Origin of the sequence: Sivoneniella epilithica UHCC 1019 (assembly GCF_040830845.1) — a bacterium.
Lineage (GTDB): Bacteria > Cyanobacteriota > Cyanobacteriia > Leptolyngbyales > Leptolyngbyaceae > ULC077BIN1.
This window is the reverse complement of sequence record NZ_JBFPDP010000057.1, coordinates 1-26,827: the sequence shown is the minus strand read 5'-3', so window position 1 is coordinate 26,827 and position 26,827 is coordinate 1. Positions and strand designations below refer to the sequence as shown.

The window sequence follows — 26,827 nt, the reverse complement described above, 5'->3', positions numbered from 1 at the left end:
CTCCAGCCATCGTCAGACTCTCAACTCTATATCCCTCAGTTTATCTGATCTGTAACTACTCCAATTTAATTTGGTATCAAAAGCCCAGATTTCAACTTCTCCAGGGGGGATTGGAAGGCGAGCCGCAAACGAGACCCAGAGACATCCCTTTCTAGCCCTCACATTATCCACAACAAGGCAAAACGTGCCAAACCTGCTGCTTCTGCTTCGTACCAATGAACCCATCAATTTCTTGGAGAACGTTCAATGCCCATGAACTACACTCTTTCAATTAGCGATATCGTCAAGCTCAAAGATCCGTATCGACCGGAGGAATGGGCACACCGCAAACCAAAGACCTAGCGGGGATTCGAGTACGGGATCGTGGTTGAAATTGTCTCGACGCAATTCACGGTCAACGGCGATCTCTACGGCAATACCCAGATTCCTCGAAATGTGTCTTTACATCTCTACGAGGCTTCTGGGCATTTATTCATCCTTCCTCAATGGATTGAGAAGAGGTTGATGATTCCTGAGTATGTGGATCATCACATTTCTGAACTGATCCTTTACAAAATTGCCACTGAGACTGGCTATGTTCCAGTCGCCGATCCACCCAACTGGGATAGTGTATGGGATGAGGAAATGAGCATCCTGAAAGAATTTGAGTATCAAATCAGCATTGAGAAACTTGACTCTCAGGTTCTCAATACATCAGGACTGGGGCACAAGCGGAGACATCGCATCGCTCCAGTCTTTTTCTATTGCAGTTCTACTAACAAAGAAAAAGGACTATAGCAACCGCAACTGCCCCAGCAACTCAAGTTTCGTCTGCACAAAACTTTGTTGAGGAGATAGTTGAATAAACTTGATCGCACAGGAGCCGCAAAGTGCAAGGTAGCCACCATTACCATCGGACATTGCTTTCATGATAAAGGGCTGAATTGGATCGCAGGTACTTTCTGATTTTTGGTTGCGATCGCGCAGGCGCTGACTTGTCAGTTCGCCCAACAAATCAAGCCATTGCGCCTTTCCAATCCGCCCCATAAAATCACTGAGCGTTTCCCTAGGTTGAAGACAATCTCGCTGACAAACAGGATTTTGGCATCGCCAGTTTGCAGATTCTTTCGCCTGCCGTCGAGCCACTTTATCAACCACCTTCCCTGACATCCAATTACTCCTCAACCATTTCGCTATTGGGCAAGGGCTGTTGAACCCTATCCAACCGCCCTAATCTCTCCCCCATTCTGGTTCAACTTTTTGATTTCGGCATACCATCCAATAGATTTAGCTTGCAGTGACTAGGCACTTGTGGCAAGGTAAAGCCGTATTAACACGTCCGATCAGCCCAATAATTTGGCTTCCGTTGGAGATCCATCACGGCAATCACCAAGAGGCGATCGCCTCGACTTTGATAGATAATGCCATACGGAAATCCCAACATTCGGCAGCGTCTTGTGTTTGCAGATAATTGCGCCCAAGCTTCCGGGAAATCCACAATCCGCTCAAGTGCCCGCTCTACTTCATCCAAAAAGGCATCTCCCAAATCCTGACTGATGGCATCGTAATAATCAACCGCTTCCTGCAATTCTCTTTGGGCTGCCGGATGAAAGTCATACCCCATTAGCGATGCCGAGAGCGCAGTTCGCCTAAAATCTGTTCACCGGGAATCGCTGCAACTTTGCCTTGATCAACTGATTGAACCCGTTGCTCGGCTTCCTCTGCCCAGAGTGCATCAATATCTGCCTGCGGTTCGGCATCCAAACTTTGCAGCAAATGTTCAGCCAGCATTGCTCTCAAGTTTGGTGAAAGAGCCAGGGCAGCACCCAGAACTTCATTGTAGGCAGCAGGAACCATACGCAATACTCTCAGGCTAATCATGCTAAACGGGCAGCAAGACTGCCTTTCTTAAAGATATTCTAATCGGTTTATCGCTATCAGCCACCCCAAACGTCTCAATACCGCTTCTTTAAAGGATATTTCGTCCCATGCCCTGAAGTCAGGATTTTGGATGCCCAGATTTTTCTAACCTGCCCCGGAGCAAATCAAGCACCTGTTCACCCAACTGTTTATCCTGCTCCAGTAATCGCGCCGTCGCTTCAACCCAATCACTGACGGACACATCGTGTTGATCGGACAACTGGCGCAAAACTTCCCATGCTTCATCGGTCAAACCGAAGACATGCTCTTTCTTGACGCTACCCCACCGGGGAAGGGGAACGCGGCGATTGCCTTCAAGATTGCGATGGGAGTTGGGGTTACTCCCTTTTCCGCGATAGTGTGCGATCGACATGGCGGCTCTAATACATTTGCTCTGTTAACTTCACCCTAAAGCATTTTACAAACGCTTGACATTCTGACAAGAAAATCTATCCATAAGTAGTACTATTGTATTGATATTTCTTGGATACCCTGGTATTCTTAAGAAAGGCTTGATACCTCCCTCTAACCTGCTTTTCTTCACATTTAACGGCGATCGCATTTATCCCATCCCTGCAATCTTTTCGCCCCACCTATACTCAACAGATTGTTTAGCCAGACTGCATTTAATTGAGTTCTTGTTGCCACATCATAAACCCACCCATTTCTTCGAGGAGCCATGCCATGTCTCACTTCTCTGACATTCGGACTCAACTCAATCACCCACAAGCCCTTGTCAAAGGGTTACAGGCAATGGGATTTGATGTGCAAGCGGTGACACTGACCCCTGAAATGAGCATTAAAGACATCCAAGCGGCTGAGATCGCCTACCACAATAGCTACGGAGATTCTCGCCGTGCCCATATCATTGCGCGTCATCGGCAATTGATGAACAACCGCACTGCGATCGGCTTTCTTTGGGATGCCGTTGCCAATCTCTACACCCTTCAGTGTGACCCATATGAAATTCGTCATAGTCAGTTTGGGCGAGAGTTTGACTATACGCAACTACAAGATGCCGCAATTAAGATTTTGCTTAATCAGCAACTTCAGATGGAGCACGATCGCGCTGCCGTACTGCTGAAGTTCCCAGCGAATCAGTACACCATCACTGAACAACGAATTGAAAACAAAATTACGTTGACAATCAAGCCAAAACAACAACTTCAAACCATTGGCAGCGCCATTTAAGGGGCATCCTACCGATTCATTTATCCTTGAGAACAACTATGCAAACTCCCACAATTATCATCACTCTAGAACTGGGTCAGTCCATCAAAGCAGAAGTTAAAGGAGTTCAGGGAGAAGGCTGTAAAGCACTGACCAAACCGTTGGCAGAACTGGGCACAGTGGAGAATTTCACTCCCAAACCAGAGTTTTATGACCAGCCCATTGTTCAGATCAATACGTTGACTCAAAGTCTGTAGGAGAGTTGCTCAATGCCCTTGGATATTTCCCTGATCAGAAACCGTTTGGATGCCGCTTCGGGCGTGCTTGCAATTAATAGTCCCAACGCCGTTGAAGATGAACTGGTCACTAAACTGCTGCTAGAAGTTGCCCAACCGTTGGAGTACAAACCTTACTATTGGAACCTGAGCAAATCATTGCGGGAAGTCAGCCTCACCCGCGATAAAAGCGGCAAGATTACGGGCATCAAGAAAACTCCAGTCCCAGACTACACCACCGATAACCCAGTGACCGGGCTATTTCAGTTCATTCGCGACTGTAAAGATCATGCCCTATTTTTGATTGCCAATGTGCAGGAGTTTCTGCCGGGAGGAATGCAACCGAACGTCTTTGTTCTGCAAGATCTGATTGACCTCTGCCGGGAGATTAAGCGATCAGATAAGCGCATCATTCTGTTGGGCGATCGCCTGCGGTTAAGTCATCACTTTGATGGTGCGATTTTTGAAATTGATAATCCCCTACCGACTGAGGCGGAGCGGGAAAGCAACCTGGAATTTCGACTCGCTGATATCAAAGCCCAGTCCAAAGGCAAGGTGAAGTTCAATCTATCGAACCAGGGGCGGCAAAACCTGATCCGAGCGATGGGCGGGATTACCAAAGAAGAAGCTGATGATTTGTTACTGGAAGCCGCGATCACTGATAAGGCGATCACTGATGGCACTGGAGAATTTATCAAACTTCGCCGCAGCGCTAAGTTGCGAAAGCGGGGAGTTGATATTCTCGAACCCCCTCCGGTCAAGGCGGTTGGACTGGAGAACTTAGACCGATGGCTGGAGCGCAAGGCAAAGATGTTTAGCCCCAGGGCACAGGAGTATGGGCTGGATCTGCCCAATGGTTGCCTGATTGTGGGACCACCGGGAACGGGAAAGACCTTGACAGTGAAGAATATGGCAGCTACTTGGGAAATGCCTGTTTTCGTTATGAACATTGGACGCATGATGGATCGACATGTGGGTGGTAGTGAGGAGAATATGGATCGGTTTTTGAAGGAGATTGAATCTCAGACAGGCATTCTGTTTATTGATGAATTAGACAAGCAGTTCGCCGCGATCGCCGTCAATGCCTTGGGCGGGGATGGTGGCACCAGTCAGCGAATGTTTGGCACGTTCCTGCAATGGCTCAACGATAAACGAGAAAAACGCATCCCGATTTTTGTGGCTGCCACTGCAAACCGGGTGGATCATTTGCCTTCTGAATTTCTGCGCGATGGTCGCTGGGATGCCAAGTTTTATGTGGGCTTACCTCGTCAGAAAGCCAGAGCCGAGATTCTGAGCGTCCACCTGGAGCGTCGCAAGATTGAGTTGTCAAAAGACGCGATCGCTCGAATTGCCGTAGCCACCGATGGGTTTAATGGGGCGGAACTAGAGCAGTTGGTGATTACCTGTGCTGAAGCCGCCTTTATCGCTGATCGTCCCGGACAGGTGAGCCTGGACGAGTTGATTGAGGCAGCAATGGTTGCCCCGGTGCAGAGCCGTAACCCAGATGAACAAGAAAAGTTACGTCAACTAGAGGATTGGGCGCGGCAGTCTGCCATTCCTGCCTCCCTGGAAGCCGATGAAACGATAGAAACAGCAGAATACAGTTCCGATCGCCGCGCTCGATTCTAATACAAGTTTAGATTTTGGGTTTTGGAGTTTCAGCTATGACAACAAGGACTCGTCCCGATTTAAGTAAGGCAATCCGCACCGTCAAACTCATTTGTGTCAATGCCACCACCAATAGTAATAAGCAGTGGGCAGCCTGGGTACTACCAGATGGCACTTTGTATGTAGAGTACGGGCGGGTCAACTACGCTCAAAAACCTCATGTCTATTCCTGTCGTTCGGTGGCGCTGGCGGACAACAAATTAAACCAGCTCCTCGCTGAGAAGCGCAACAAAGGGTATCGCCCAGTGCAGGTGGAAGACCAACCTCAGATCTTCCTTGACTTCAATCAGTTAGGCAGTGACTATGCTGAGACAGTTCGAGAAAAAATTGACCAACTGGCATCAATGGCAGAACCTGTAATTAACCATACGGCGATACGGTTTGATCGAGATCGCGGCGTGTTTGTGACGCAGATGGGCACTGTCTCTCGCCAAACCTTGACTCAGGCGACGATGGCGCTGCAAAAAATCAAAGCCAGTCTCAATGGAGCGATTCGGCGTGGCTACGAAAGCTCACCCTACTTAGATGCAGTTGAGCAGTACTTAAGTACTGTCCCTTTGCCTATTGGGATGAAGCTTGAAGCCCGTCAGGTACTGGGAAACCTAGATCAGATCACTCAGCAATTTGGGATGTTGCAAACTTTAGAAGGTTGCCTGGGCAAGGTTGAAGAAATTCGGATAATGATTGAGCAGGCGATCTCTTGGGGTGGGGCGGTCGGCAGTGATGAACGTGCCCGCTGGTTAAATTGGGGAGCAACAGAGGAGATAACTGAAATGGAAGAACAAACTGCTTTGGCGGGGGATGAGCGTGCCTGTTGGGTTAGATGGTAACTAAACATCAACTTTTCAAGCGGGGACAACTTTTTTGGCAGCATATAAACCTCCCCCCAGGCTCTGCCATTTACCCTCCTTCTTACCAATAGAGAGCACGCTGGCTAATGACACTTTCGCTCGCTTAAAGTCTGAAGCAGAGAGGCTGCCGTACATCTGACTGAGCAGTTCATTTAGGTGCAGTGGCTTTGTCGTGCTTTCTAAAATTTGATTCACTGCATCGGTGAGAGTTCTTCCCTTTGCGGCAAGGATTGGAGATAAGAAGACGTTGAAATTTCCACAACTGGAGTCTTGAAACGATGAGTATTCCGATTCTATGCTGAACTTGTTAAAAAACAGCAGAATTTGAATAGTGAACCTTAGATGTAAACAAGGAAGCCTTATGCTGTGAAGCAGAGGAAACAGATCTCGTAACCCATGAATCAAACTCAAGCGCATCCCAAGGTGGTCGTCGTTGGAGCCGGGTGGGCTGGCTTAGGAGCCGCGTATCACCTGGTAAAGCAGGGGTACGATGTCACGCTCCTAGAAGCAGGGGGCTATCCGGGTGGACTGGTGGCAGGGTGGAAAACGGCACAGGGACGCTCGGTTGAAGCAGGCATTCATGGCTTCTGGTATCCTTACCGCAATATTTTTGCCCTGGTGAATCAACTGGGCTTAAGCCCTTTTACCGATTGGACGCGCTCCTCTCAATATTCGCCAGCAGGCTTAGAAGTAGAATCGCCGATTTTTCAACAGGAACCCCGGCTACCCACGCCATTAGGTACTTTTTTGTATACCCAATTTAAGCGACTACCCTTGAGCGATCGCCTCTCTGCCCTACCTTTGCTTTATGCAATGGTTGATTTTGACAACTCCGATGCCGCATGGCGACGGTATGACCCGATCACGGCTCGTGAACTCTTCAAACAATTTGGCGTGTCTGCACGGCTTTACAAAGAGTCGTTTGAGCCAATGTTGCTGGTGGGCTTGTTTGCACCGGGAGAACACTGTTCAGCGGCGGCAGCCTTGGGAATGCTGTACTACTTTATCCTGGCACATCAACCCGATTTCGATGTGGTCTGGTGTCGCGGGACGGTGGGAGAAATGATTTTTCGCCCCTGGGTAGAGCAACTTGAGCACGCTGGTGGACGGGTGCTAACCCAACGTCGAGTTACCGATGTCATCATCCACACTCAAGAGGAAAGGGGAAATGCCAAACCGCAGGTGACTGGCGTGGTATGCGGGGAAGAGGTGTTTGAGGCAGATGCAGTGATTTTTGCAGTGGGTGTCACCGGAATGCAGAAAATTGTGAGTAGTAGTTCGACGCTGCGTCAATTCCCTGAGTTCTGTAACCTGATGAATTTGGGTGCGATCGATGTTCTGGCAACTCGACTCTGGTTTGATCGCAAAGTTTCGGTGCCCTTGCCGTCGAATGCCTGCTTTGGGTTTGATGCCACTACCGGATGGACATTTTTTGATCTCAACGCCTTGCACGACGAATGGAAGGATGCACCGGGCAGTGTAATTGAGGCTGACTTTTACCATGCCAATCAACTGTTACCGATGAATGACGAAGACATCATTGCTAAAGTACACCATGATCTAACGACCTGTGTTCCCCAGTTTCATGATGCCAGGGTGATTGATAGCAGTGTTATCCGATTGCCTAAAGCGGTAACACACTTTTCTCCTGGAAGCTATCAGTACATGTTGCCTAGAAGGACCAGTTTCACCAATGTATTCATGAGTGGGGATTGGATTATTACTCGTCATGGTTCCTGGTCGCAGGAAAAAGCCTATGTAACTGGGCTTGAGGCTGCAAATCAGGTAATTGAGCGCTTTAGCATAGGGACACCTGCCCCAATTATTGCGGTTGAACCGGATGAACCTCATATCGACCTTGCCCGTAATGCCAATCGTGCCATCAGAGATACGCTCAGCCAGTTTTTACCCACTCCCTGGCTTCCTTAAACTAAAGCGAGATCCCATCAATGGACAGCAACACTCGCCAAGCAAAACTGCGACAAAAACTGCGTCAATTGAAGCAGCAGCATGACACCCAATTTGCCAAGCAGATAATCGAGCAATTAGGGATTTCAGGCGATCGCGTAACCTGGCTACTGCCAGATGATCCGCAGGCGAGCGACTGTGGGGAGTGGTTGAAGCGATCGTTCCCCTGGCAGTGGTCGCAAATTGATTGGGCAAACGTTCCCGGCAGTATTTGCTATCAGTGTCAAAAAGAGCCGCAGCTTGTAGCAGCGTTCGAGCAACTTTGCCAGCAGTTTCAATTAGGCAATCCAATGGTGACAGTGATCTGGTTCAACGCCCGCAATCCCATTTTGCAGATGCAGCTATCGACGGTGCAGCAGAACGCTCTTGCCCTGTTCAGCCACGACTGGGATACCTGGATTGGGTCACCTCAAGCAGGGTGGTGCATTGAGTACCATCATGAAGGAACGATTTGCTTTGGGTACGGCGCGATCTCAGATGGAGCTGCTTGATGGAAGGGGAGTCATCCAACAGAAAACTCGGTGTAGTGACGCATCATCGGTGGATCAAAGCCCAAAACAATATCGTGCTTTGGCACGCCTAACTCAACTAACTTGTTCGCAATGCCAACTTCTGTGCCATCCTGTTGAATCCAAATCTTGCCATCAATAACATCAAGGTGCAGAACCACACCATAGACCCGCTTTGATCCGCGCCAACCCACATAGACCAATTGGTAACGATCTCGTTCAGTATCAAACAGAGTTTCGGCGTGAATGCGCTCATCCCAAACTGACTCGGCATGTTGAGTCAGCAATTGCCGAATAGACTGGCGGTAAGTGTCTAGTGTAGCTCCGGTTGCCAACGTTCAATTACCTCCCGCTCAAGATCGTAACTTAAAAGATAAAGCTGATTTTGCCCAACAAGGTCTTGGATGAAAGACGTTGCAAAAAATAGTTCGTAAATGCTACTGGGTACTGCCAAATATAACATTCGTTCTGGTTCCTGAATTTGTAGAGCCGCACGATAGGCGATGAACTGTCCAAGCGCACCATAGAATTGTGAAATCTTTGATGGTCCTAAAAAGCTTTTGATTTCAACTGCAATTTTTTGCTCTCCTCGCTGAGCGGCAACAACTTTCTCGGCACCCAGGTCGATCGCTAAGTCAAAGCTACCTGCTTGAAGAGGATAGGGGTCATGAGTGATGAGCCACCCATCTTTCTGGAGGGCAGTAATAACAATCCCGTGAAAAGCATCTTTGGCGGACACAGCGACAGATTATTGACTAAACCACTACAAACCCTTCTCTATTTTGGTGCAACTTCTTAATTTCGGCAGATTTTAAGAGCTACAGGGGTTGGCGATTAACAACTTGTTAAAGGAAGCAATCTGCAATCCAGCCAACTTGATAAGCCTTCAACTTGTTTTGAGCCGTTGAATCGGTTGTTGGAGCCAGCGGCATCGGGTTAATCGATTCATACCACACGACCCCATCACTTTTGATTCTTTGCCCGGTCAGCCAAATCGTTTGTCCAGACTCAACAGCGCCCAAAATTGCACTGGAATCTAGCGTCGGATACTGCCTGAAGTTCGCCCCGCTGCTAGGTGATCCATTGCAATAGGCAGGAATCTGATAGGTTCGATAAGAATCTTTCCATCGACTACCGGGGTTACCAGATGCACTTAGGGATGGATTGGCTTTGGGCACATAAGGAGTCAGTTCAGAATTAGGGATGGTTATCTGCGGACTTATTTCTCCTTGTGTTGGATGATTAGTCAAAGGTAGATGACCAGACCCATAAGCACCTCTGGACTCTTTTGTATTGGCATAAAACGCAACTCCAGCCACACCTACTACCACAAGACCTGCCATGGTCAGTAGCGAGTTGAATAACTGCTTTCCTCGTGCTGATGAAGTGCTGTTCGTCATCATTGACCTCCTTGTTAGGAGAAAGAATGTCCACTGAGAAATGAATACTAAAGTTGTTCAAAACGCTTTAGCTAAAACTTACTGATTCATGTCTTTAATCAGTTTCTCGACTAAATTCTTGACTCCTCCTTTGCCGTTGTAAGGCTTGGAGTGTGGGTTAATAGCGTTCCCCCAAATTGCCGTGCAAATCTCAAACGGCTTTGTGTACCCTTGCCCAATGAGTTGAGTGATTCGCCCCTTGGCGCTCTCGAATAACCTGCCTGGTTTTGCCGTAGAAGACCAGGGCAAAACATACAGACTATCTATCTCACGTGCGACATCACTCGTAGGAGTTGCAGGGAAAGAAGGAGAGGATTGATCAAGGTTTGTAGCGGAAGTGAGATCTGTATTTTGAGGGTTAAATGGTGGCGAAACCTTACCATCCTCCCCAAGCCTCTCAACCTCCCCAACCTGGTCAACCTGGTCAAAACCTGCTTCCGGTGGGGGGATATCCGAGGAAGATCTGTCAACCTCATCAGGTTGCCAGTCTTGATCCTCACTAAAACCTTGATCAACCTGCCCCAAACTGTTATCTGAGGAAGCTTTTAGGTCATCTTGAGAGCTATCTTCACCCTGGTTAAAGCCCAATCCTTGAAGTAACTGTGCCACTTGTTCAGGAGGAAGGTTGTTCAGGTAAGGGAGCTTTAAATCAAACTCCCCCAAGGGTGAGTCCTCAACCTGATCAACCTCAGAGTCAGCAGAGGGATGAGACGAATCAAAGGTTGTCTTAGGACGAGTCTGGTCATCAGGATTGATAGCATCTAATTCTTCATCCCCAATGGTTCCATCGACGGCTTCTGGTTCAGATAATTGGGAGGTAGTAACGCCATTAACGGCATAGGTGGCAGGCGTAGGCATGGAAGCAATAAAGGGACGTTTTCCAGGCATTTTAACCAGACAAAAGTATGAATCGCCGCGTGCAACCCGCAGGTGATATTGAGCCAACCAAAACTCTTTATCAGTGGAGCTAACTTTGCCTTTCAATTCTTCCTCCAAAGCGCGAGGAATGTTCTCGCCGATGAAGATGTTGACGGATTGATCAAAATCATCGCGGTTGAGTCCTAAACGGCTACACAAGGGGGATTGTGCAACGTATAAAACCTTCAGCCCTTTACCTTTTTTCTTAGTCAGCCCACGCCCCAGTTTCAAGCCTTTCCGCAACATCCGCGCCAGGTTTCGTTGCATCGAGAGTTGCCCGCGTCCAGGGGGATCAATGTCATCTCGCAATCGAGCTTCATCCATCAAGATTTCGGCTTCATCAAGGGCAAAGAGTTCTGCTGGAAATTCTCGAATTGCTCTCCCTGCGTCTTTATCTAACCGCGCTTGAATAAAGCGAGAATCCACTAATCGCTCCAGCTTGCCCACCCCAACTAAGCACTCCTCAGATCCCTTAAAGTTCGGTTGAAAGGTCGTCCATTCGGTAAAGGGATATTTGGGATCAGCTAGAGTGACGCTTAACGTGCCAAACACGGCTTGCAGCGACCCAACCAGGTTATCTGCCAGGGCAGATTTACCAGAGTCAGTCGGTCCAGTAATCCGAAAGTGATTGCCTATTTCTGCGACCACCAGCAGCCAATCGGGTTCCGCTTCAAGGACTTGCGGTTCTTTCGCCCGTTTACGCTCTTGGGCTTGAGCTTCCCAATCAATTCCAGAGATGTCGATCGCAAGCTGAATGCCGCCATAGACCATTTCTGCTTGAGGCTTGGAGGCACAGCCATTGACGACATTCTTGATGCCATCAAGCAGCTTGGTTTGAATCAGCTTAAAGGCATCGACTAGATTAGTAATGTATTCCGGTTCATCGTCACCCCGGTTCTGGTTGAGCACCGGATCAATCGGGAGAATGGTGAAGGTGAGGTCAAACTGGTTGTGAGGCTTGGGTTCTACCACAGGACGCTTGGCGATAATGCCATGCCTATAGAGTAGGTCAATCACCTTATCTGCCAATAGTTCTTCGTGGGTGGCACCAGGGGTTTTATCCGGCTGCTTGAGCTGATAGGCTTCGGTCATTGCCTTATTTGCCAGAGCCGAATAAAGCTGTTCGCGCTCAGACCACAATCGCTCAAAGTTTGCCATCATCTGGGCTTCAAGCTCTTTGAGCCTTGTCTCTTCTGCCAGCACCCGCTGCTCCAGTTGGACATCAAAAGCCAGTTCGAGATCGCGTAATGCCTGTTCCCGCGTTTGAAGCTCCTGGAGATGCTCTTGATATTGCTGGGCAAGACTGGTTTCTAAAGTCACTTCTCGTGACTCTAGAGCCTCTTTTTGCTGGGTTAAGGACTGTCTTTGTTCCGCTAGCCAATGGTCCAGTTGCTGGTGCTCTGCTTGAAGTTGCTGTCGCTCAAGTTCTAATTGCTCCTGCTGGCGCTGGAACTGCATTTCTTTGAGGGCAATGTTGTCTCGCTCCTGGTTCAGTTGCTCCAATGCGGCGGATTGTACCTGGGTCAACTCCAGGTTTAGAGCCTCTACTTGTTGCTGCCACAGGGTTGCATCCCCTTGCGAGTGCTCCATCTGGGTACGGAATTGCCCAAGCTGTTGCTGGTGACGATAGGTCAACTGATCTACTTGTGCTTGAGCGGCGGCAAGATACTGCTGATGAATTGTTTGCCGATCATCTTGATGCTGAAGTTGCAGCTGATACAGGTGGCTTTCGTATTGCTGCTTTAAGCGAGTTGCGGTCGTGGTAATAGCCTCTTGAACCTGCATCTCCAGGCTATTTTGCAATTTTTCTTCCTCCTCCTCAACCTTGCTGTACAGAGCAACGGCGGCAAACGCGGACGTTAAGCCGCCCCATTGCAACAGATTCCAGAACCAACGGTTGTTTGGGTCAGATGGAATCACAAAGGTAAAAACAGCGGCGATCGCCAGTGCCGTTAACCCATGCGCGGTTCGTTTGAGGTAGCCGGCATCGGGTTCTGACGGAGCGATCACAGCAGACGCACCTTCATACCGGGTGTTCTCATTAGTCGTCGAGAATTCCGGAGGTGCGCCACCATAAAACTGATCAACCATATGAACCTCGCGTTGGCTTGCATTGAAAAGAAAGACAGGTTAGCCAGGGAGCATGAATTGCCAAAGACTGAGGGCAAACCCTGCTAAACCTGCTGGAGCATAGAGGTTGAGGGAGGTTTGATAGTCTCTCCAAAATCGGCTTCCCTGAAGCACCGTGGAATAGAAAAGCATCAGCCCACCCAATAAAGTAACCAGGAAAATTGCCAGGTTGGGCAGCGGGAGTTGTGATTCCAAAATCCACTGCACCAGCGTCGTGCTGCGGTTTAGCAAGAAGAAGGTGGCAACGGCGATCGCTAAGCGGTTCATTAGCACTCCAAATCGTAAAAAGCTGCTTCCAGGCAGAGGTTGAGAAGATCCATCGAGGCAATGGCAAGATGGGGAACAACGGCAGCCCTTATTGAAACAACTGCCGGACATTGCCCTCGAAGCCCCGTTCAACTTTGGTGGCTTTTGCTCCAATCCCTCCAGTGGAGTAGTTGGCAAACTGCGAAATCAACCCGCGCAGTTTCAAGATTTCCTGGTCGTCCAGATTCTTTTGATCCGTCGAATCCACCTTCATCTGCATGGCTGCAAGCTTGGCAGCAATTCCCTGACGATGGAGATCCCATTCAAAGGGAGCCGCTGCTGCATCGTCAAATGCCATTGCCGCTTGAAACCGCTTTTGGATAAGCTTGTTGACGACCATTGAAAAGTCTTGTTTTGTCATTTCAACGCCCACTTCAGCAATGCCAACCTCAATTAGACGTTGGTCGAGCACATGGTAGTCACGAGACAGTTCACCTTGAGCGATCGCCAGCATCACGCCTCGATGTTCGCGTTTGACCTGCTCTAAAGCAACTTGAAACTCAACCTCGGTCAGGTGCCGAATTTGAGGTCGCTTTTGGTATGGCGTGATGAAGGGGCGATGGCTACTGGGTCTTTGAGAGTAGTTCGGTTCTTTCATCACATTAAATTCTCGCTTTGAGTAACATCAAAAGTTGGGTGAATTAAAGCAGCCACCGGACCCCTTGGAGGTAGGGATGAGGAGGGACGAAAGATAGTAAGCGCAGTTGAGGCAATAATCCAAGCAGCGAAGGCAACTAGGGGCATCCCCAAGCACATCGCAAAAATCAGCGTGGGTAAGTCTACCCCATCAAGCCAGAGTTCAGCGCTCTGCCGCCATCCCTGGCTTTCGTTGACTACGGCATTTGCCACTTGAACTTGAGCGATCGCGTTGCCTGTCGCTTTAACAGAACCCTGGGAAGTATCAGCAACAACCTTTTGAGCATTAGTCACTCCTTCAATCAGTTGTAAATCAGATTCTCTTTGCCACTTTAATGCGTCTAGAATCTGCTGACCATTTGGACTGGTCGGTTCAAGAACCCTTGTTGTAGCAGTGGCAGCATAAACCGCACGTTCAATTTCTGGGCGCAGAACGTTTGCCAGCTCTTGAGCCACCTGTAATCTGGGCAAAGCCTCGCCAGAAGGCAGATACGGCTGACGCTCTGCCTGATGAACATCATGAAAGCTCGTCTGGGGGAAACGAGGCTGTAGCATTCCAGGTTGACTAGGGTATTCGCTCATCACGGTGGGCATGGAATGAGTCTGAACTAATGAACTGTGAGGCACAACCTCTATTGGGGAAGAGGTTTGAGGAGTTTGGATCGGTGCAACGTGAGAAGCTTGAAATCCACCAAACGGTTGATGGGTTTGGCTCCAGGACATCAAGGCTTGCTTGAATAGTTGCCCTTCAGGAGTTCCGAGCAAGTCTGCGATTGCGTACAACCCTGCGAGGGTAATGAACGTCCGACCCAGTTGTTCAACGTAGTGTTGTCCGCTTGTTAGTCGTCCCAAAGCTTGATTGAGATAGGGTTCTCGGTCCACACCAATGCCAAACGCTCCAGCAAGCATTCGATAAGGGAACAAGGCTCCATGCTGAGGATCAAGGATGACATGCTTAATCCAGATTTGAGGGTCGTATTGGGAATTGAACGTCATGATTTATCTCCAGAAAGTGAGAGAACACCACCATTGCTAAAAGCAGGAGGTAGACAGTTGGATGAGCGTTACTTGCCATCTAAATCGCTAAGGTGCAGCAAATAAGCCGTGAGAGCCTGATTGGTTAGGTCATCAAAACTTTGGGTTGGGTCAGCATCAAGCACTTGTTGCAATCGTCGGAATAAGGGTTCTGAAATGTTGATTTCAAGAGCGATTGGAGCTTCAAGAGTGGATGTGGTCATGAATGCATCCGTTGTAATTTCAGGGAAGGGTTAGAGACGAGTTGATGACTCTGCTAGGGGAGAAGCGTTGAAGTGGGCAGTTTTGGGGCGTTTGAGGTCTGCGGCAAATAAACAACGCGCCAAGCAAGGGCACAAGTAAGCAGCAGCAACGCAGCAATCGCGATAGACATCAGGCAGTTTGCTGTTGGGGTGGATCGGCGGGGATAGACAGTAAGCCCAGCTTTTTTGCCAATTCCACTCGTGCTGAGTCGGTTGCCTGCATCATGCTGCCCATTTCCGCGATCGCTAGTTCGGTTCCCAACCGAGAGCCTTTTTGAGTGGCATTCTGTTTGAGGGCATCTTCCAGGGTCTGATCGTTGCTGACAAACTGCTGGAGAGTGCTATTCAAGCGGGTAATAGCTTCAGCAAGACGTTGTGTCGAGTCAACAACGGTTAGATTCAGGGGTTGAATCTCCTGCACAGGGAGCGGTACGTCAGACTCTTGCAGGGTAATTGCGGCGGTTGCTGGAGGGTCGGCAGCTTGACTTTGAGACGTAGAGGCGTGATACGCGGCGACCAACTCAGGGTTTTGCTCCCAAAGCTGGGCTTTCCAGGCTTCAAACGGTAACCCAGAGGTTCGATACCCACCCATCAGTTCGATGCAGAGTGGAGTATACCGCTCATCAGGCAGTTTCAAATCGGTTTCAGTAAACCAGGGGCAAGCATCTTTGACCTTTTGAAACCATTGCTGAACTGATTTTCGAGACACGCCATAATACTGGGCGATCGCTTTCGTGAACTGCGGCTCGGCTGGTCGCCAAAGGGGAGGGTGAGCATTCGTACTACCTTCGCGGGAAGTCTCAGCCACTTCACTCAAGGCTTCTGGGGTGGGTGGCAGATCGAGTTCCTGCGAAAAGGCGATCAGCTCTGTCATCGGCTCAACTGCTGATAAATCAAGGTATTCAGGCATAATTCGTAACCCTTAAGAATGTTCGCGGGCAGAAACTGGCGAAGTGGTAGGTAAAGGGTATCCAGTTCTTACGAAGAATGGTAGCATAGCTTCCGAAGCTGTCAAATAGCTTCGGAAGCTTCTCCGTTACTTACGAGGTAAGAGTATGATTTCTGCATCCCAGTTTCTCTTGTTCGATGAAATGGCTCCAACGAAGAAAGAAAAAGTAACTTTCACTTGTACTGCTGAAACCAAGCAGGCGTTGGAAGCATGGGCTGAACGGGAAGGGCGTACCGTCTCTAACTTAGTTGAGCGAATTGTTTTGACGGTACTAGTAGATCAAGAGAAGGAAAATCGCCACAACTAACTTGGCGGTGGCATCTTGATTTACTGTCCAACTTAGCTTTAAAGAGCTTTAAGTCTCTGAGTTTTTTAGTCTTACCTAGCTTTGCGTTTTTCCTGTGTGGAAACTGAAGAGACAGATTAGGGTTCAGTTTTTTCTTAAGAATTTTAATCAGGAGTAATGCAACCGAAGCCTGTCCCAAGTCAGGTCGAAAAATGCAGAGGGAAACAACGAGAAAGCGATCGCTCGTCGGACTCCTCATTACTCATTGCCCTCACCCCAGATGCAATACTGGCAATACGATCGGGCTTTGAGAGCGGTTGCAACGTCTGAAACAGCAGTGCCAGATTCACCCCCGACTCCTCATTCAGCACATAGGCAGTCTGCCGGGACTGGCTCAATGTCCTTGGGTCATACCCATTTGCCTTCAAGCACTCATAAATCGCCTGCCGTGCCTGCACCAACGCCTGTCCCTTTAGCCGCCCAATCCGCTTTGCCGCTGGGCGCTTCTTTTCGCCTGCCTTTTTATAGGCACACTGATACAACTCCAGGGCGAAGTTGTTATTGTCAGTGGGCACAACGCGAAGCTGAAATTCCTGCATAAGACGGGGGAAACACGACAGACAAGGACAGGGCAGTCACCCTACAGACCTAATATGTTACTCGTGCTGTCAAGTTTAGGCGATCAACGGGGTTCCGTCCTAACGCTTGAGCGATCGCTTCCACCTCCTGCCCGTCTGATGCCACAGGTGAGGCAAACTCAAGCACCAGTTTCAGCATCACGTTTGCCTGCACATCAGGACTACCCAACAAAACGTTGGTTGGGGTCAGAAAACTCTGGAACCCGCGCATCGATCCCTGATACTCCAACCGCACAAACTGATCTCCTGTTTGCAGCGTCACTGTCTGATCAATCTGGAGGGAAAATTTTGTCAGCAAGGGTAGGGTCGTGGTGAGCTTCCGGTAATCCATCATCTGACTCACCGAGAGTGTTAAAACGGTGATGCCTTTCACCTTATGATCGAGGGCGCGATCACTCAACCCACTAAACACACTGTTGGGTGTGCCTTCCAGGTCAAACTGCTCCGGCTTCACAGCAAACAACGTCGTGCCATTGCCGACCATAGGGCTACCACCACTGGTGCCGCCAGGACTATAAACCAAGACTTTAGCCGTGGTTTCAGCCTGCGCCGTCTCACCATTGCCGTAGTCCGCCACCACTCGAAAAACGGTGGTTTGGGCACTCTCACCCTCATACTCATCGGAGGGGCGAAAGTCTTGCTTGATCAGATTGCCGTCCTGATACAAACTGACTGTCAGTGCCCCCTGTGCCCGCCAACGCACCCGCAAAGGTTTCGTAGCCTCGGTACTCGGCATTACCTGAGCATTTAATTCCACCTCCCTCGGCTTCGGTGGCTCTAGAATGCCGCGACGGTACAGCACCATACGATCAGAAAACTCGATCGTCTCTGGCAGTGCAGGCAAACCCTCAGCCGTCTTGATGAAAACGCGCTCTCCAACCTTCAGATCCCATTGCCCGGACTGTAAACCCTGCCGCAGGGTATCGCGTAGCTTAGAGATTTCTGCGTCTAGGAGCAGATTCAGCCCCAGGTCTTTGGCAAACGCTTCTCGTAGCGCCTTGGTGGTTCAGTGATCGAGTCCAGCCGCCCAAACCTTTTGCAACACATAGGCAGGGGCAAAGGGTGGGGCATCTTCTGGGCGCATCTTCTGGCAGTCTTTGAGCGCTTTCAGAATCACATCTTGCTGGTTATTCTTGCCTTTCACGTCTCCGGAATCTTGAGCAGGCAAAGGATAGTGCATCAGCCCCTTTGCTGCTTTCACGGAATCATTCGAGGGGTAGAACAGGTGCCGATACGCATTGGTGAGCGATACACGCACATGCAGATCCATGCTGCCCGCCTTGTCTTTCAGTTGCTTCTGCTGACTCTCAGACAGGTCTTCCAGGCGATTGGGCGAGTTGAGAATATTCTTGATGGCGCGATACTCTCTGGCATTGTCGATCGCCCGTTCCAACTCCTGCCGATTCGCCACTAAAAACAGCAAGCGGTTCCGGAAGGTGCGGAACTTGCCCGATTCGCCCGTGTTGTGGAACAGGCGCTCAATCACTCCAGGCGGATCGTCCGTGGAAGACTTGACGGTTGCCTCGTCAAAGTCGATGAGACACAGTGCCACCGGGTCTGCCACATCGTCCACATCCCCTGGGTTCTCTGGAGCCGGAATCAGCTTGAAGAATTTGTCAGCAAAAATCGTGTCCCGACGCGATCGCAAATCATCTTTTGCCTCACCCCGCCCAATTTGCTCCTTCTCCTCCGCCACGATTTTGTTAATCGAGGGTTCTTCCTTGAAACGAGAGATCGAAGTAATCGGGTCATTGTCCAGATACCAGGCGACGGCACTCAGCCGTTCTAAAGCAGTGTCCACGAAACCACTTTCTAACCCTGGCGTTAACAGCGACAGATTTAATTCGGGTCGCCGAATGCCAGCCGTAATGCCCTGGTTGATGGAATGGAGGAAGATTGTCCGTCCGACCCAGGTGGCAAAGGGTGGTTTTCCCGCTGCTAACCACTCCTGGTCTTGCAATTGAGCATGGGCTTCCCGACCATCCGGGTTGTAAAGGTCGGCTTGAATGGGCAAGCGCATCAGCGGTCGCTCTAGTCGGGAGGTCAGATCGCTTGTCACTTCTTCATCGACCCCAATCGGCAGATGATGCGGGTGAATCATGGGGAGCCAGGTTGTTGGCTCTTGCCAAAGCTGTCGAATGACTCTGGCTAACAGCCGCAGAGCGCCTCTGGTGCGTTGAAAGTTAGGAATGGAGGCAAGCTTTTTCGTCAGTAGCGTGAAGAGTTCAGGATGAAAGGGATAGCTGGCTTGCACCGTTTGAGCATATCGGGCATCCTTACAACCCTCCGGTAAAGCGTTGCGGCTGGCTTTATAGGTGTGCAGGTACTCTCTGGCGGCGTTCTCCGCTGCTTGCTCACTCACACTGCTAAACAGTCGTTGCTTGACGATGTTGTAGATCTCAACGTCCGTACTGGGGCTTAACACCCGTTCCTGCCGTGCCGACGACTGCATCGCTTCGCGAATCTCTGTCGTCTCTTCGCCAAAGGTATCAGTGGAAGAAGCGAGAGTATAGACAAAAACCAAATTGTTGCTACTGGCTGCCAAATCCATTAAGGAAAATAGGAAGGCAACGACTTGCTCTGCGAGATCGCTGTTGCCCACGGTGGTCGCTTTCGCCGCTCGTAAATGTCGCGCAATCTCATCCAGCACAATCAGTGTCGGTTGCCCTTTGGTTAAGCGCTCCAAGACCACCGTACCGGGGCTGACACGCTTCTCGTCTGACCCCCGCAGTAAGCTGTAACCTTCGACGTTGCCAATCTGATAAGCAATCTCACCCCACAGCGTGTAGGTTGTGATGCCCGATTCTGGGTGATAAACACCATTGATCGGGTCGAGATCCTGACAGGCGATCGCCGCAACCTGAATTGGGCGATCTGGAATTAGGTTTAGGTCAGCAAATCGCTCTAATCCTTCAATATGTCGTCCATTTTCAGCAATGTGCCAAAGCGCAATTTCATCATGAGTTTTACCGCCGCCAAAGCTCGTTTCCAGCCGCACGATTGGAGAACCAGTCGTTGCTCCGACCAAACGCCCAAAGACTTCTGAGATTAAAGTTCTCAAGCCATCAGTTGGAAAAGTGTTAGCAAAGAAGATGCGCGGGTCTTGATAAACCTGTGGAGCTGTTCCTTCAACTACCAATCGCAGTTTGGCAGCAAACAAGTCGAGAGAAAGCTCACCTGCTAAAATTTCGTCTCTGGGGATACAGGTGTTAAAAATTGACGATAACACGGCTACGCGATCTCCTTATTCAATTCTTCCCGCTCCTAAAATATGCAACCTAACACTATCAGCCCCTTACTATTTACATTTACGAGTCTGACTGTTCTCATCAACTTATACGCTGAATTTTATGAGAGTTCAGGGTTGAATCCAACCTATTGTTCCCAAGCAATAACGCAAGAGAGCATCAAAAACTGAACCAGTAACCTAGTGAGTCATTTGGCATGGTTGCCGCCTTTAGTGGGAAGAGGGAGAATGATGGGATAGTGGCGTAATACCAAGTTGCGCTCCGAAGCGTCATTTTGAGTAATAGCAAAAAAACTCTGAGATGTCTTGCTGTAAGGCATTTCACTCAGCACGAAATTATTACGTTTTTGAAGACAACTTGGTATGACTTTGTGGTGTGGTTATGCACGCACGGTATCTTACCTTTGTCCACCTCGTTAGGAGGCAGTTGGCTCAATATGGCAGAATCAATCCAACGAATTCTGAAACCACGAGCTTTATCTGGACAGCATCCTCAAACACCTGAGCAAATTATTGATTGGTTAGAAGCCGTTGCCCAAGCTTGGCATCGGCTTCCAACACCGTTTGAGTGGGGTGACAAACGAGCATCACGACGACAAAGGGCAGCGGATACGACGACAACACCTACTAGGTGGTTCAGGGGTTTGTACTGCAACTCCAGTTCCAGGAAGCCTCGACTCTAAAGAAAGGCTGGTAGTCCTATTTCTTAAAGGATGAAAAATAATCGCTATTTTTAGAGAGCTTGCTAGGTAAGGCTCTCAGAATCAGGCTTTTTTCTCTGTCCTTTACGTAAGGGCACTACCGAAAGGCTATGTTCACGCCAAATGTCCACTACATTATCCAAGTTCAAAGGTTGTCACGCCAAACAGGCGATCGCAGGGTAATTCAGGACAGGCTTGAGTATACATGCGAGCCGTCTCAAACACCCTCTTCATCTCATACTTCTCAGCCAAGTTGACAGCCGCTACGTTGATTTCAGGAACATCCAGGTAAATGGGAGTCTCTACCGTTACTGTTGATTTGAGGGCGACAAACAACGCTTCTGCGAATGTTGGCTGATCCGCAAACAACGGACCGATTTTATAACCCCTATGGCACGCTCTTAGCACCCCGTATCCTGCCAGTGTGTTGTTTTGCAAAATGCCCAGAGCGATACTGTTTGGTTGATTGATCCAACCCCGCAGAAACTGGACACGATCGCCTGGGAAGAATGCTCGATCATAGGTTGCAATCGTTGCAAATGGAATATTGAATAGATCAACAATCCGCGAATCATTCGTTGACTCACCACCACTCACACCTTCATAGCGAATATTACGATAGGCGAATTGAAATCCAGATTGCTGATAGTTTTTCTGTTGAGCTAGCACACCATCAAGACCAATATTTCGACCTGACAATGTATCTAATGCTGCATTCCAGAGTTGAATCCCATAGCCTTGCCCTCGATACTCTGGTTTGACGATATAGAATCCGACAAATCCAAAAGAGTTGCCATATTTAACGGCTGAGATGGTAGCGATCGGTTCATCTCCCAGTGAACCCATCCAAAAGCCCGTTGGATCAGCTGTATAAAAACACTCCGCATCGTGCAACCCTGGATTCCATCCCTCTGCGGCTGCCCACGCGATCGCAATCTGAAGGTCTACGCGGCTCATCGGTCGGATTGAATAGAACTTTTTACTCATTGCCATCCTAGCCATTGCAGTGGGTCAAGCTGATAATAGCGGCGCAGTTGTTCATAGAGAGTTGGGTGGTGAGTCAGCAATCGGCGTGGTTTTTCCAAAGAATGTCTCAGTCGCAACGGCAAAAAACTCTGCTGGATTGGTTGCCCCATAACTATCTATCACGGTTTGAACCCCACTCTCTATATCCTGGCAAAGCTGTTGATAGGACTGGGTCATCACCTGTTTCCAAATGGCATAGTCTGAGTGACTTGGCAAAATCGGCACACCCTCAGCTTGACCGTCTTCTTGATCTAACTGATGGGCAAACTCATGGAGGACAACGTTGTGTCCGTCCGTCCAATGAAGAATATCTCGTTTCACGATGTCCCATGCTAGAACCACTTGATCCGCACTCCAAGACTCTCCCAGTCTGGCTTCTCGTCTTTCCTCAACGACAAAATTCTCCACAAAAGTTGTCGTGTTGACGACATAAGCGCTTGGATAAATCAAAATGGACCGCAGCTTCGGGAAATACTGTCCTCGTTCATTGAACAGCAATAAACAGGCGATCGCAGCGATCGTGATCTTCATCTCTTCAGTGACCTGCAACCCCGCGCAGCCAATGAACTGTTTTTCTGCCAAAAATACTTGAATATGTCCTTGTAGTCGCCTGCGTTCGTCCAGCGAGAGTTTCTCATACATGGGCAGAGTTTGCTCAATGACTGCTCTCCAGAGCGGGAGAAATGGGCGATGTTTGAGGCGATTGCGATGCCAGCGCATCAAAGCAGGATGAAGCAAAATCGCGGCAGTGATGATGACGACCATCAGGAGGACAATCAGAGTTTGAATCATTGCCTGCTGTAAAACGAAAGCACATTATGAGCGAGTGTAACGATGTTTGACTCCAACCGGGAAATAATCGGGATCACCTGTTGGATGCAAAATGATGTGAGGAGTTTGGTACGCCTCTGGCACGTAGTTGGCAAATTCACTATTGAGGCGGCGCAGGTGCTGGTGAATAGCCGTCGCGATCGCATTCCGCTGCTCCTCACTACCTATCACACCGGGAGCTAACTCAACCGCAATGGCAAGAGTCTTATTTTGATCCGCATCATCCGTCACCTGCATGACAAATTTTCCAGTTACCCACTCACAAATGGGCGCTTGCTCCAATCCAACCGTGACATTTTCAGGATAGACGTTAGCCCCAAAGTAAGACACCGTGAAGTGCGATCGCCCAAACACATAGACAAATGGCAAGGGATAAACTCCCCGCTTGCCTTGCAGCGCTTTGATGGGATCAAATCCCCACTCTTGCAAAAATTGCAGCATTTGCGAGTACGCGATTAAGCCACCATTATCAGAGATGTGATATCGAATTAAGGGAATGCCATTATCACCAGAAAATAACAGAGTGCCGTCCTGGACTTCAAAGAAGCGACTGCTTGGATCGTATTGCACCAGGGTTGGCAGTCGAGATTCGCCAAACAGGGAGCGAGCCGCATCTGGATGATCTGCTAACCAACGACGAATGCAGATACTCAAAGGCGTTTCATTTCCCAGCACGCCAGCATCCGCTGTGCCGTAGAGGGAAGCCGAGTCGTAGCAGAAATTCATAGAGCCAAGCCGACCGCCTACGAGCGATCGCCATGCTTCACTAAACACTTCTCCTGCCATCACCAATTTCACCTGATAAGCTTGCCAATCAACACCTTTAGCCAGTCCACTATCAATTACATCTTTCAAAAACGGGGGATAACCCAGCAGTACCACCTGCTCAAATTGGGGAGCTAGGGCTTGAACAACCCGCAAGATTTCAGATTTATTATTTCCAGGGGTAATCAGGGTAAGGGGATAGCCTTTGCTTGCCAGATGACGGCAACAGTTTGCGGTATACATCCCGCCGACCCAGGTTCCCAGGGCAAAACATACGATCGCCAACGTCTGGCGCTGATCCACCTGAAAGCTATCGTGAAAAATTTGCTCAAAGCGGGTGGCGATTTGAAATTCATCGGTGAGCGATCGCGCCCAAAAACTCGGTTGTCCGGTAGAGCCAGAGGAGATGGCAATCATGTCGCAGTCTTCTAGTTGCCCTTGACGACACAACTGCGCCAACGGGTATTGCCGCAGGTAATTGTCCTTCGTGGTCAGGGGAAGGCGCTGAAAATCTGCGATCGTTTGAACAGCAGCCGGATCAATCCCTTGAGTGCACAGAAATGCTGCATAGGCAGGAACCATTGCAGCGGTTTGGTCAAACAAGTCCAGAATCGATTTCTCCCAATTCGCTTGACTGTGCGGTTGCAATTTGGCTGCAAGCGGCGTGGTCAGAAAAGCCTGGAATGCTTCAAGAATGTGCTGAGATCGAGGGTGGTGCATCGTAAAATCACCGCTTTTCTAGAATGCAAAAGAGCGCTTTGGGGAGGGGATCGAGGGTGCCCTGGTAGACTGTTTGGGCAACCGATCTAAGATGAAATCGCTGTGTAAATATCTGCTGAATTTCTTCTGGAGTAAACCGATACGGACCTTGCTCCCCTGGTTGCTGCTGGCTAAAGCATTTCAACAACAAGTATTTCTTTGGTTTCAACAGGTTCGCGACGGTCTGCACATAGTCTTCTCTGCGCTCCGGTGGCAGAACATGAAAGCACCCTCTGTCTAAAATCAGGTCAAACGAGCGATCCAGATGACTGTTAAGAATGTCATCTTGGCGGAACGATATTTCTAGTCCTTTCTCGGCTGCTTTCGCCTCTGCCTGACGAATGGCTGTTTCTGACAAATCGGTCGCAATTACCTGGAAGCCTCGCTCAGCTAGCGCGATCGCCTGGGTTCCAGGTCCGGTTCCCAAATCCAGTAGGGTGCCACTGTTCAGATCAAGGACAATGAGAGCTTCCTCAACATCCGGATCTAAGTCTGGGTTGAACCAGGGCATGGTTTCAACGGATTTCTCCTGATAAAGCGCTTCCCAGTTTGGAAATTCTCGTGCCGTCATTGTTACTCTGTTAAAGATTTACAGCATCCGTTCATTTTAGCGATGAACATCCTCATGCTAAAGGGTAGGACTAGCAGTCGCATCGAAAGCTGCTTGACCAGAAAGATAGGATTTAGAGCTTGAACAGCTCAGAATTGGTTTAAGTGTTCATTTATCGAGTTTGACCCAGGGAAGCGTTGAATCAGAAAGCGATCGCCCTGTTAGTGTATCTATTTGAAGTTTCCCCTCCAACCAAACCTTAAACTTTCAGCTCATACGATTGGGCACTCTTTAAGTCAGGTAAGCGATTCTTTTTGATCTTATGCGTTTCCTCCTCCTTGACCTCCCCATTCTGCTGATTAAAGGACTATTAACCCTGTTGGTTTTCCTCACCCCTGTCCTGGGTGTGTGGTTAGCATCCTCCCTGGTGGCGTATACAAATGGTCCAACCTGGTTGGCAGTCCTCTCCGGCATTCTCCTGTTTCCCCTGCTGCCGATCGCCTGGGATTTATGGGGCAGCAAACGTCGCCAACGAAAGCCGCCAGTTTTAACCTGGGGCGATCGCCTGGTCTTGCGAACTCTCCTGCTCAACCTGATTTTCCTTGCTTGCCTGCTGGCATTACGCCCTCAAACTTCATTTCTGGCACTTTCAACGCGAGGCGACTGGATGCTCGATGGTAAGCAGGGATCTCAGATTGAACTGGTACGGCGATCGCTGTTCAAACTGGCGAACGATCTTGAGTGGCTATATCTGGCAGTGCATCAGAATCCTTACCAGCAGTACGCTGACACTAGAGAGATTAGCCCCCCTCCCCAACCTGAAGTTCAACCATTTCCACAGCCCACACCAAGCAGTCAAGTCTCCCCGCAACCACAGCCCACACCCCAACCTGCTGCAAAGACTGCTGCAACCCGTCGGGCAAATCTATGGTCAGTTGATGCAAGTATTCATCCTGCGGTTGCTCGAATGCCACCAGGTGTTGAAACCAGTATCGCAGCGGTTGCCCAATACATCGCTCAACAGGAAAAAGATCCGTTTCTACGAGTGAAAGCATTACACGATTACGTTGCCGATCGCATTGCCTATGATGCTCCGGCTTTCTTCGGACAAGTTCCTCGTCCACCCCAGGATGCGGAAACCACCTTTCGCACCCGCAAAGCGGTCTGTGCTGGATATGCCAAATTGTTAGAAGCTTTGGGACAGGCGATCGGGGAAGAGATTGTGTATGTGGTCGGTGATTCTCGCAGTCAGATCAGCGACCTCAATGGTAGTGGTCATGCTTGGAATGCGGCGAAGATTGAAGGAAATTGGTACTTGATCGATGCCACCTGGGACAGCGGCTACGTGAATGCCTCCGGTTTCACGAAAAAATATGGCACTAGCTACCTGTTTCCACCGTCAGAAGTCATGATTGTTAGCCATTTCCCCGATGATGCTGCTTGGCAGCTTCTATCCCAACCTATAACTCGTGGTGATTTCCTGCGGCAACCGATGCTGCGTCCCAACTTCTTTGCTCAGGGGTTGAAATTAATTTCACCGACGCGATCGCAAACGGACATTCGGAGCAACGCGGTGATTCAACTAGAAAATCCTGGGCAGCGCTGGTTGATGGCAAGTTATGGAGTTAAGGGGAGTGGGCAATCCCAACACTGCGCCCAGCAGACGAGTCAACAGCCCCAGTTGTCCTGTGCTTTACCTAGTACTGGAACTTACGAGGTGCAATTATTTAGCGGCGATCAGCAGTATGGACAATATGAGTATGTTGGACAACTGGAGTTTAACAAAGGGTAGCGATCGCCCCGTTGAACTACAACAGGAGTACCTTTTTAGAGAAGTCATGGAGATTTTTGCTCTTGTGTTGATGTAGAAGTGAGGCAATTTCTAACTATTGACGCTGCTGCTTCTACCTCTCAACAGAGCTCAGTCAGGAACTTACTTCGTTAGGCTTGTTATACCAATTTAAATGGTGTCAATGACAGATAGGGCATCTAGGATAAAGGAGTAACCCGTGATGGAAGCAATCACTTG

General features: G+C 49.4%; 29 protein-coding genes. 9 read left to right on the top strand and 20 right to left on the bottom strand.

The annotated features are described in order from the left end of the window. The first annotated feature begins 363 nt into the window (after positions 1–363). A complete protein-coding gene (locus AB3R30_RS23375) occupies positions 364–777 on the top strand; it encodes a hypothetical protein (protein WP_458651619.1) in 414 nt (137 codons plus the stop codon). On the opposite strand, the gene AB3R30_RS23370 is transcribed toward AB3R30_RS23375, so the two are convergent. From AB3R30_RS23370 to AB3R30_RS23355, 4 genes are all read right to left on the bottom strand, one after another. After that, positions 772–1,149 (bottom strand): hypothetical protein, encoded by a 378-nt coding sequence (locus AB3R30_RS23370; protein ID WP_458651618.1) that lies wholly within the window; start codon positions 1,147–1,149, stop codon positions 772–774. The genes AB3R30_RS23375 and AB3R30_RS23370 overlap by 6 nt on opposite strands. 160 nt (positions 1,150–1,309) lie before the next feature. After that, entirely contained in the window at positions 1,310–1,603 is a 294-nt protein-coding gene (locus tag AB3R30_RS23365) for a type II toxin-antitoxin system RelE/ParE family toxin (RefSeq protein ID WP_458651617.1), read from the bottom strand. Then, entirely contained in the window at positions 1,603–1,836 is a 234-nt protein-coding gene (locus AB3R30_RS23360) for an addiction module protein (RefSeq protein ID WP_458651616.1), read from the bottom strand. The genes AB3R30_RS23365 and AB3R30_RS23360 overlap by 1 nt, the downstream gene beginning before the upstream one ends. 142 nt (positions 1,837–1,978) lie before the next feature. Continuing rightward, entirely contained in the window at positions 1,979–2,272 is a 294-nt protein-coding gene (locus AB3R30_RS23355; protein ID WP_458651615.1) for a hypothetical protein, read from the bottom strand. Positions 2,273–2,583: 311 nt separating this feature from the next. On the opposite strand from AB3R30_RS23355, the gene AB3R30_RS23350 reads away from it, so the two are divergent. The 6 genes from AB3R30_RS23350 (at position 2,584) to AB3R30_RS23325 (ending at position 8,322) form a co-directional block, all read left to right on the top strand. After that, positions 2,584–3,090, top strand: coding sequence for a hypothetical protein (locus AB3R30_RS23350; protein ID WP_458651614.1), 507 nt, complete (start codon positions 2,584–2,586; stop codon positions 3,088–3,090). A 38-nt stretch (positions 3,091–3,128) separates the two neighbouring features. Further along, a complete protein-coding gene (locus AB3R30_RS23345) occupies positions 3,129–3,326 on the top strand; it encodes a DUF2997 domain-containing protein (protein WP_458651613.1) in 198 nt (65 codons plus the stop codon). A 12-nt stretch (positions 3,327–3,338) separates the two neighbouring features. Beyond that, entirely contained in the window at positions 3,339–4,973 is a 1,635-nt protein-coding gene (locus AB3R30_RS23340) for an AAA family ATPase (protein WP_458651612.1), read from the top strand. 35 nt (positions 4,974–5,008) lie between these two features. Next, positions 5,009–5,842, top strand: a complete 834-nt coding sequence (locus tag AB3R30_RS23335) for a WGR domain-containing protein (RefSeq protein WP_458651611.1) — start codon at positions 5,009–5,011, stop codon at positions 5,840–5,842. Positions 5,843–6,259: 417 nt separating this feature from the next. Beyond that, complete coding sequence (locus AB3R30_RS23330) at positions 6,260–7,792, top strand: hydroxysqualene dehydroxylase (RefSeq protein ID WP_458651610.1); 1,533 nt, start codon at positions 6,260–6,262, stop codon at positions 7,790–7,792. Between the two features lie 20 nt (positions 7,793–7,812). Beyond that, the gene (locus tag AB3R30_RS23325) at positions 7,813–8,322 is read left to right on the top strand and encodes a hypothetical protein (RefSeq protein WP_458651609.1); all 510 of its coding nucleotides are present in this window, start codon (positions 7,813–7,815) and stop codon (positions 8,320–8,322) included. Positions 8,323–8,333: 11 nt separating this feature from the next. Here AB3R30_RS23325 and AB3R30_RS23320 read toward each other — a convergent pair whose 3' ends face one another. The 9 genes from AB3R30_RS23320 to AB3R30_RS23280 all read right to left on the bottom strand — a co-directional run bounded on the left by AB3R30_RS23320 (position 8,334) and on the right by AB3R30_RS23280 (position 15,956). Then, complete coding sequence (locus tag AB3R30_RS23320; RefSeq protein ID WP_171576485.1) at positions 8,334–8,675, bottom strand: XisI protein; 342 nt, start codon at positions 8,673–8,675, stop codon at positions 8,334–8,336. After that, on the bottom strand, positions 8,654–9,079 hold the full coding sequence (locus tag AB3R30_RS23315; RefSeq protein ID WP_458651608.1) for an element excision factor XisH family protein: 426 nt from the start codon (positions 9,077–9,079) through the stop codon (positions 8,654–8,656). The genes AB3R30_RS23320 and AB3R30_RS23315 overlap by 22 nt, the downstream gene beginning before the upstream one ends. A 106-nt stretch (positions 9,080–9,185) precedes the next feature. Further along, entirely contained in the window at positions 9,186–9,743 is a 558-nt protein-coding gene (locus AB3R30_RS23310; RefSeq protein WP_458651607.1) for a hypothetical protein, read from the bottom strand. Positions 9,744–9,818: 75 nt separating this feature from the next. Beyond that, positions 9,819–12,788: a hypothetical protein gene (locus AB3R30_RS23305; RefSeq protein WP_458651606.1), complete on the bottom strand. Its 2,970-nt coding sequence runs from the start codon at positions 12,786–12,788 to the stop codon at positions 9,819–9,821. 39 nt (positions 12,789–12,827) lie between these two features. Further along, entirely contained in the window at positions 12,828–13,094 is a 267-nt protein-coding gene (locus tag AB3R30_RS23300; RefSeq protein ID WP_171576479.1) for a hypothetical protein, read from the bottom strand. Between the two features lie 88 nt (positions 13,095–13,182). Next, complete coding sequence (locus AB3R30_RS23295; RefSeq protein WP_458651605.1) at positions 13,183–13,731, bottom strand: DUF2252 family protein; 549 nt, start codon at positions 13,729–13,731, stop codon at positions 13,183–13,185. Beyond that, entirely contained in the window at positions 13,731–14,765 is a 1,035-nt protein-coding gene (locus AB3R30_RS23290; protein ID WP_458651604.1) for a hypothetical protein, read from the bottom strand. The genes AB3R30_RS23295 and AB3R30_RS23290 overlap by 1 nt, the downstream gene beginning before the upstream one ends. Positions 14,766–14,833: 68 nt before the next feature. Further along, positions 14,834–15,007 (bottom strand): hypothetical protein, encoded by a 174-nt coding sequence (locus AB3R30_RS23285; RefSeq protein WP_458651603.1) that lies wholly within the window; start codon positions 15,005–15,007, stop codon positions 14,834–14,836. 169 nt (positions 15,008–15,176) lie between these two features. Then, positions 15,177–15,956, bottom strand: coding sequence for a hypothetical protein (locus AB3R30_RS23280; protein WP_458651602.1), 780 nt, complete (start codon positions 15,954–15,956; stop codon positions 15,177–15,179). 145 nt (positions 15,957–16,101) lie between these two features. Here AB3R30_RS23280 and AB3R30_RS23275 point away from each other — a divergent pair, with 145 nt between their 5' ends. After that, the gene (locus AB3R30_RS23275; RefSeq protein ID WP_458651601.1) at positions 16,102–16,302 is read left to right on the top strand and encodes a hypothetical protein; all 201 of its coding nucleotides are present in this window, start codon (positions 16,102–16,104) and stop codon (positions 16,300–16,302) included. A gap of 179 nt (positions 16,303–16,481) precedes the next feature. On the opposite strand, the gene AB3R30_RS23270 is transcribed toward AB3R30_RS23275, so the two are convergent. The 7 genes from AB3R30_RS23270 to AB3R30_RS23240 all read right to left on the bottom strand — a co-directional run bounded on the left by AB3R30_RS23270 (position 16,482) and on the right by AB3R30_RS23240 (position 24,819). Then, a complete protein-coding gene (locus AB3R30_RS23270) occupies positions 16,482–16,880 on the bottom strand; it encodes a DUF7680 family protein (protein ID WP_458651600.1) in 399 nt (132 codons plus the stop codon). Positions 16,881–16,929: 49 nt separating this feature from the next. Then, on the bottom strand, positions 16,930–17,763 hold the full coding sequence (locus AB3R30_RS23265; RefSeq protein ID WP_458651599.1) for a hypothetical protein: 834 nt from the start codon (positions 17,761–17,763) through the stop codon (positions 16,930–16,932). Positions 17,764–17,925: 162 nt separating this feature from the next. Further along, positions 17,926–20,148 carry an ATP-binding protein gene (locus AB3R30_RS23260; protein WP_458651598.1) on the bottom strand — a complete coding sequence of 741 codons (2,223 nt, stop codon included), beginning with the start codon at positions 20,146–20,148 and terminating at the stop codon, positions 17,926–17,928. Positions 20,149–21,002: 854 nt separating this feature from the next. After that, positions 21,003–21,824, bottom strand: coding sequence for a GNAT family N-acetyltransferase (locus AB3R30_RS23255; protein WP_458651597.1), 822 nt, complete (start codon positions 21,822–21,824; stop codon positions 21,003–21,005). An 81-nt stretch (positions 21,825–21,905) separates the two neighbouring features. Further along, positions 21,906–22,685, bottom strand: a complete 780-nt coding sequence (locus AB3R30_RS23250; RefSeq protein WP_458651596.1) for a M90 family metallopeptidase — start codon at positions 22,683–22,685, stop codon at positions 21,906–21,908. 24 nt (positions 22,686–22,709) lie between these two features. Beyond that, positions 22,710–24,209 carry a phenylacetate--CoA ligase family protein gene (locus AB3R30_RS23245; RefSeq protein ID WP_458651595.1) on the bottom strand — a complete coding sequence of 500 codons (1,500 nt, stop codon included), beginning with the start codon at positions 24,207–24,209 and terminating at the stop codon, positions 22,710–22,712. A 7-nt stretch (positions 24,210–24,216) separates the two neighbouring features. Continuing rightward, positions 24,217–24,819 carry a class I SAM-dependent methyltransferase gene (locus tag AB3R30_RS23240; protein WP_458651594.1) on the bottom strand — a complete coding sequence of 201 codons (603 nt, stop codon included), beginning with the start codon at positions 24,817–24,819 and terminating at the stop codon, positions 24,217–24,219. Positions 24,820–25,120: 301 nt separating this feature from the next. On the opposite strand from AB3R30_RS23240, the gene AB3R30_RS23235 reads away from it, so the two are divergent. Beyond that, positions 25,121–26,590: a transglutaminase domain-containing protein gene (locus AB3R30_RS23235; protein ID WP_458651593.1), complete on the top strand. Its 1,470-nt coding sequence runs from the start codon at positions 25,121–25,123 to the stop codon at positions 26,588–26,590. Positions 26,591–26,827: the final 237 nt, after the last annotated feature.

Excerpts from the sequence above, each read along its gene's own strand:
- AB3R30_RS23285 (WP_458651603.1), bottom strand. The coding sequence starts at position 15,007 with ATGACCACATCCACTCTTGAAGCTCCAATCGCTCTTGAAATCAACATT.
- AB3R30_RS23365 (WP_458651617.1), bottom strand. The coding sequence starts at position 1,603 with ATGGGGTATGACTTTCATCCGGCAGCCCAAAGAGAATTGCAGGAAGCG.
- AB3R30_RS23235 (WP_458651593.1), top strand. The coding sequence starts at position 25,121 with ATGCGTTTCCTCCTCCTTGACCTCCCCATTCTGCTGATTAAAGGACTA.
- AB3R30_RS23335 (WP_458651611.1), top strand. The coding sequence starts at position 5,009 with ATGACAACAAGGACTCGTCCCGATTTAAGTAAGGCAATCCGCACCGTC.
- AB3R30_RS23250 (WP_458651596.1), bottom strand. The coding sequence starts at position 22,685 with ATGATTCAAACTCTGATTGTCCTCCTGATGGTCGTCATCATCACTGCC.
- AB3R30_RS23340 (WP_458651612.1), top strand. The coding sequence starts at position 3,339 with ATGCCCTTGGATATTTCCCTGATCAGAAACCGTTTGGATGCCGCTTCG.
- AB3R30_RS23370 (WP_458651618.1), bottom strand. The coding sequence starts at position 1,149 with ATGTCAGGGAAGGTGGTTGATAAAGTGGCTCGACGGCAGGCGAAAGAA.
- AB3R30_RS23360 (WP_458651616.1), bottom strand. The coding sequence starts at position 1,836 with ATGGTTCCTGCTGCCTACAATGAAGTTCTGGGTGCTGCCCTGGCTCTT.
- AB3R30_RS23275 (WP_458651601.1), top strand. The coding sequence starts at position 16,102 with ATGATTTCTGCATCCCAGTTTCTCTTGTTCGATGAAATGGCTCCAACG.
- AB3R30_RS23270 (WP_458651600.1), bottom strand. The coding sequence starts at position 16,880 with ATGCAGGAATTTCAGCTTCGCGTTGTGCCCACTGACAATAACAACTTC.
- AB3R30_RS23280 (WP_458651602.1), bottom strand. The coding sequence starts at position 15,956 with ATGCCTGAATACCTTGATTTATCAGCAGTTGAGCCGATGACAGAGCTG.
- AB3R30_RS23300 (WP_171576479.1), bottom strand. The coding sequence starts at position 13,094 with ATGAACCGCTTAGCGATCGCCGTTGCCACCTTCTTCTTGCTAAACCGC.
- AB3R30_RS23305 (WP_458651606.1), bottom strand. The coding sequence starts at position 12,788 with ATGGTTGATCAGTTTTATGGTGGCGCACCTCCGGAATTCTCGACGACT.
- AB3R30_RS23245 (WP_458651595.1), bottom strand. The coding sequence starts at position 24,209 with ATGCACCACCCTCGATCTCAGCACATTCTTGAAGCATTCCAGGCTTTT.
- AB3R30_RS23330 (WP_458651610.1), top strand. The coding sequence starts at position 6,260 with ATGAATCAAACTCAAGCGCATCCCAAGGTGGTCGTCGTTGGAGCCGGG.
- AB3R30_RS23325 (WP_458651609.1), top strand. The coding sequence starts at position 7,813 with ATGGACAGCAACACTCGCCAAGCAAAACTGCGACAAAAACTGCGTCAA.
- AB3R30_RS23355 (WP_458651615.1), bottom strand. The coding sequence starts at position 2,272 with ATGTCGATCGCACACTATCGCGGAAAAGGGAGTAACCCCAACTCCCAT.
- AB3R30_RS23255 (WP_458651597.1), bottom strand. The coding sequence starts at position 21,824 with ATGAGCCGCGTAGACCTTCAGATTGCGATCGCGTGGGCAGCCGCAGAG.
- AB3R30_RS23295 (WP_458651605.1), bottom strand. The coding sequence starts at position 13,731 with ATGAAAGAACCGAACTACTCTCAAAGACCCAGTAGCCATCGCCCCTTC.
- AB3R30_RS23240 (WP_458651594.1), bottom strand. The coding sequence starts at position 24,819 with ATGACGGCACGAGAATTTCCAAACTGGGAAGCGCTTTATCAGGAGAAA.
- AB3R30_RS23310 (WP_458651607.1), bottom strand. The coding sequence starts at position 9,743 with ATGATGACGAACAGCACTTCATCAGCACGAGGAAAGCAGTTATTCAAC.
- AB3R30_RS23345 (WP_458651613.1), top strand. The coding sequence starts at position 3,129 with ATGCAAACTCCCACAATTATCATCACTCTAGAACTGGGTCAGTCCATC.
- AB3R30_RS23350 (WP_458651614.1), top strand. The coding sequence starts at position 2,584 with ATGTCTCACTTCTCTGACATTCGGACTCAACTCAATCACCCACAAGCC.
- AB3R30_RS23290 (WP_458651604.1), bottom strand. The coding sequence starts at position 14,765 with ATGACGTTCAATTCCCAATACGACCCTCAAATCTGGATTAAGCATGTC.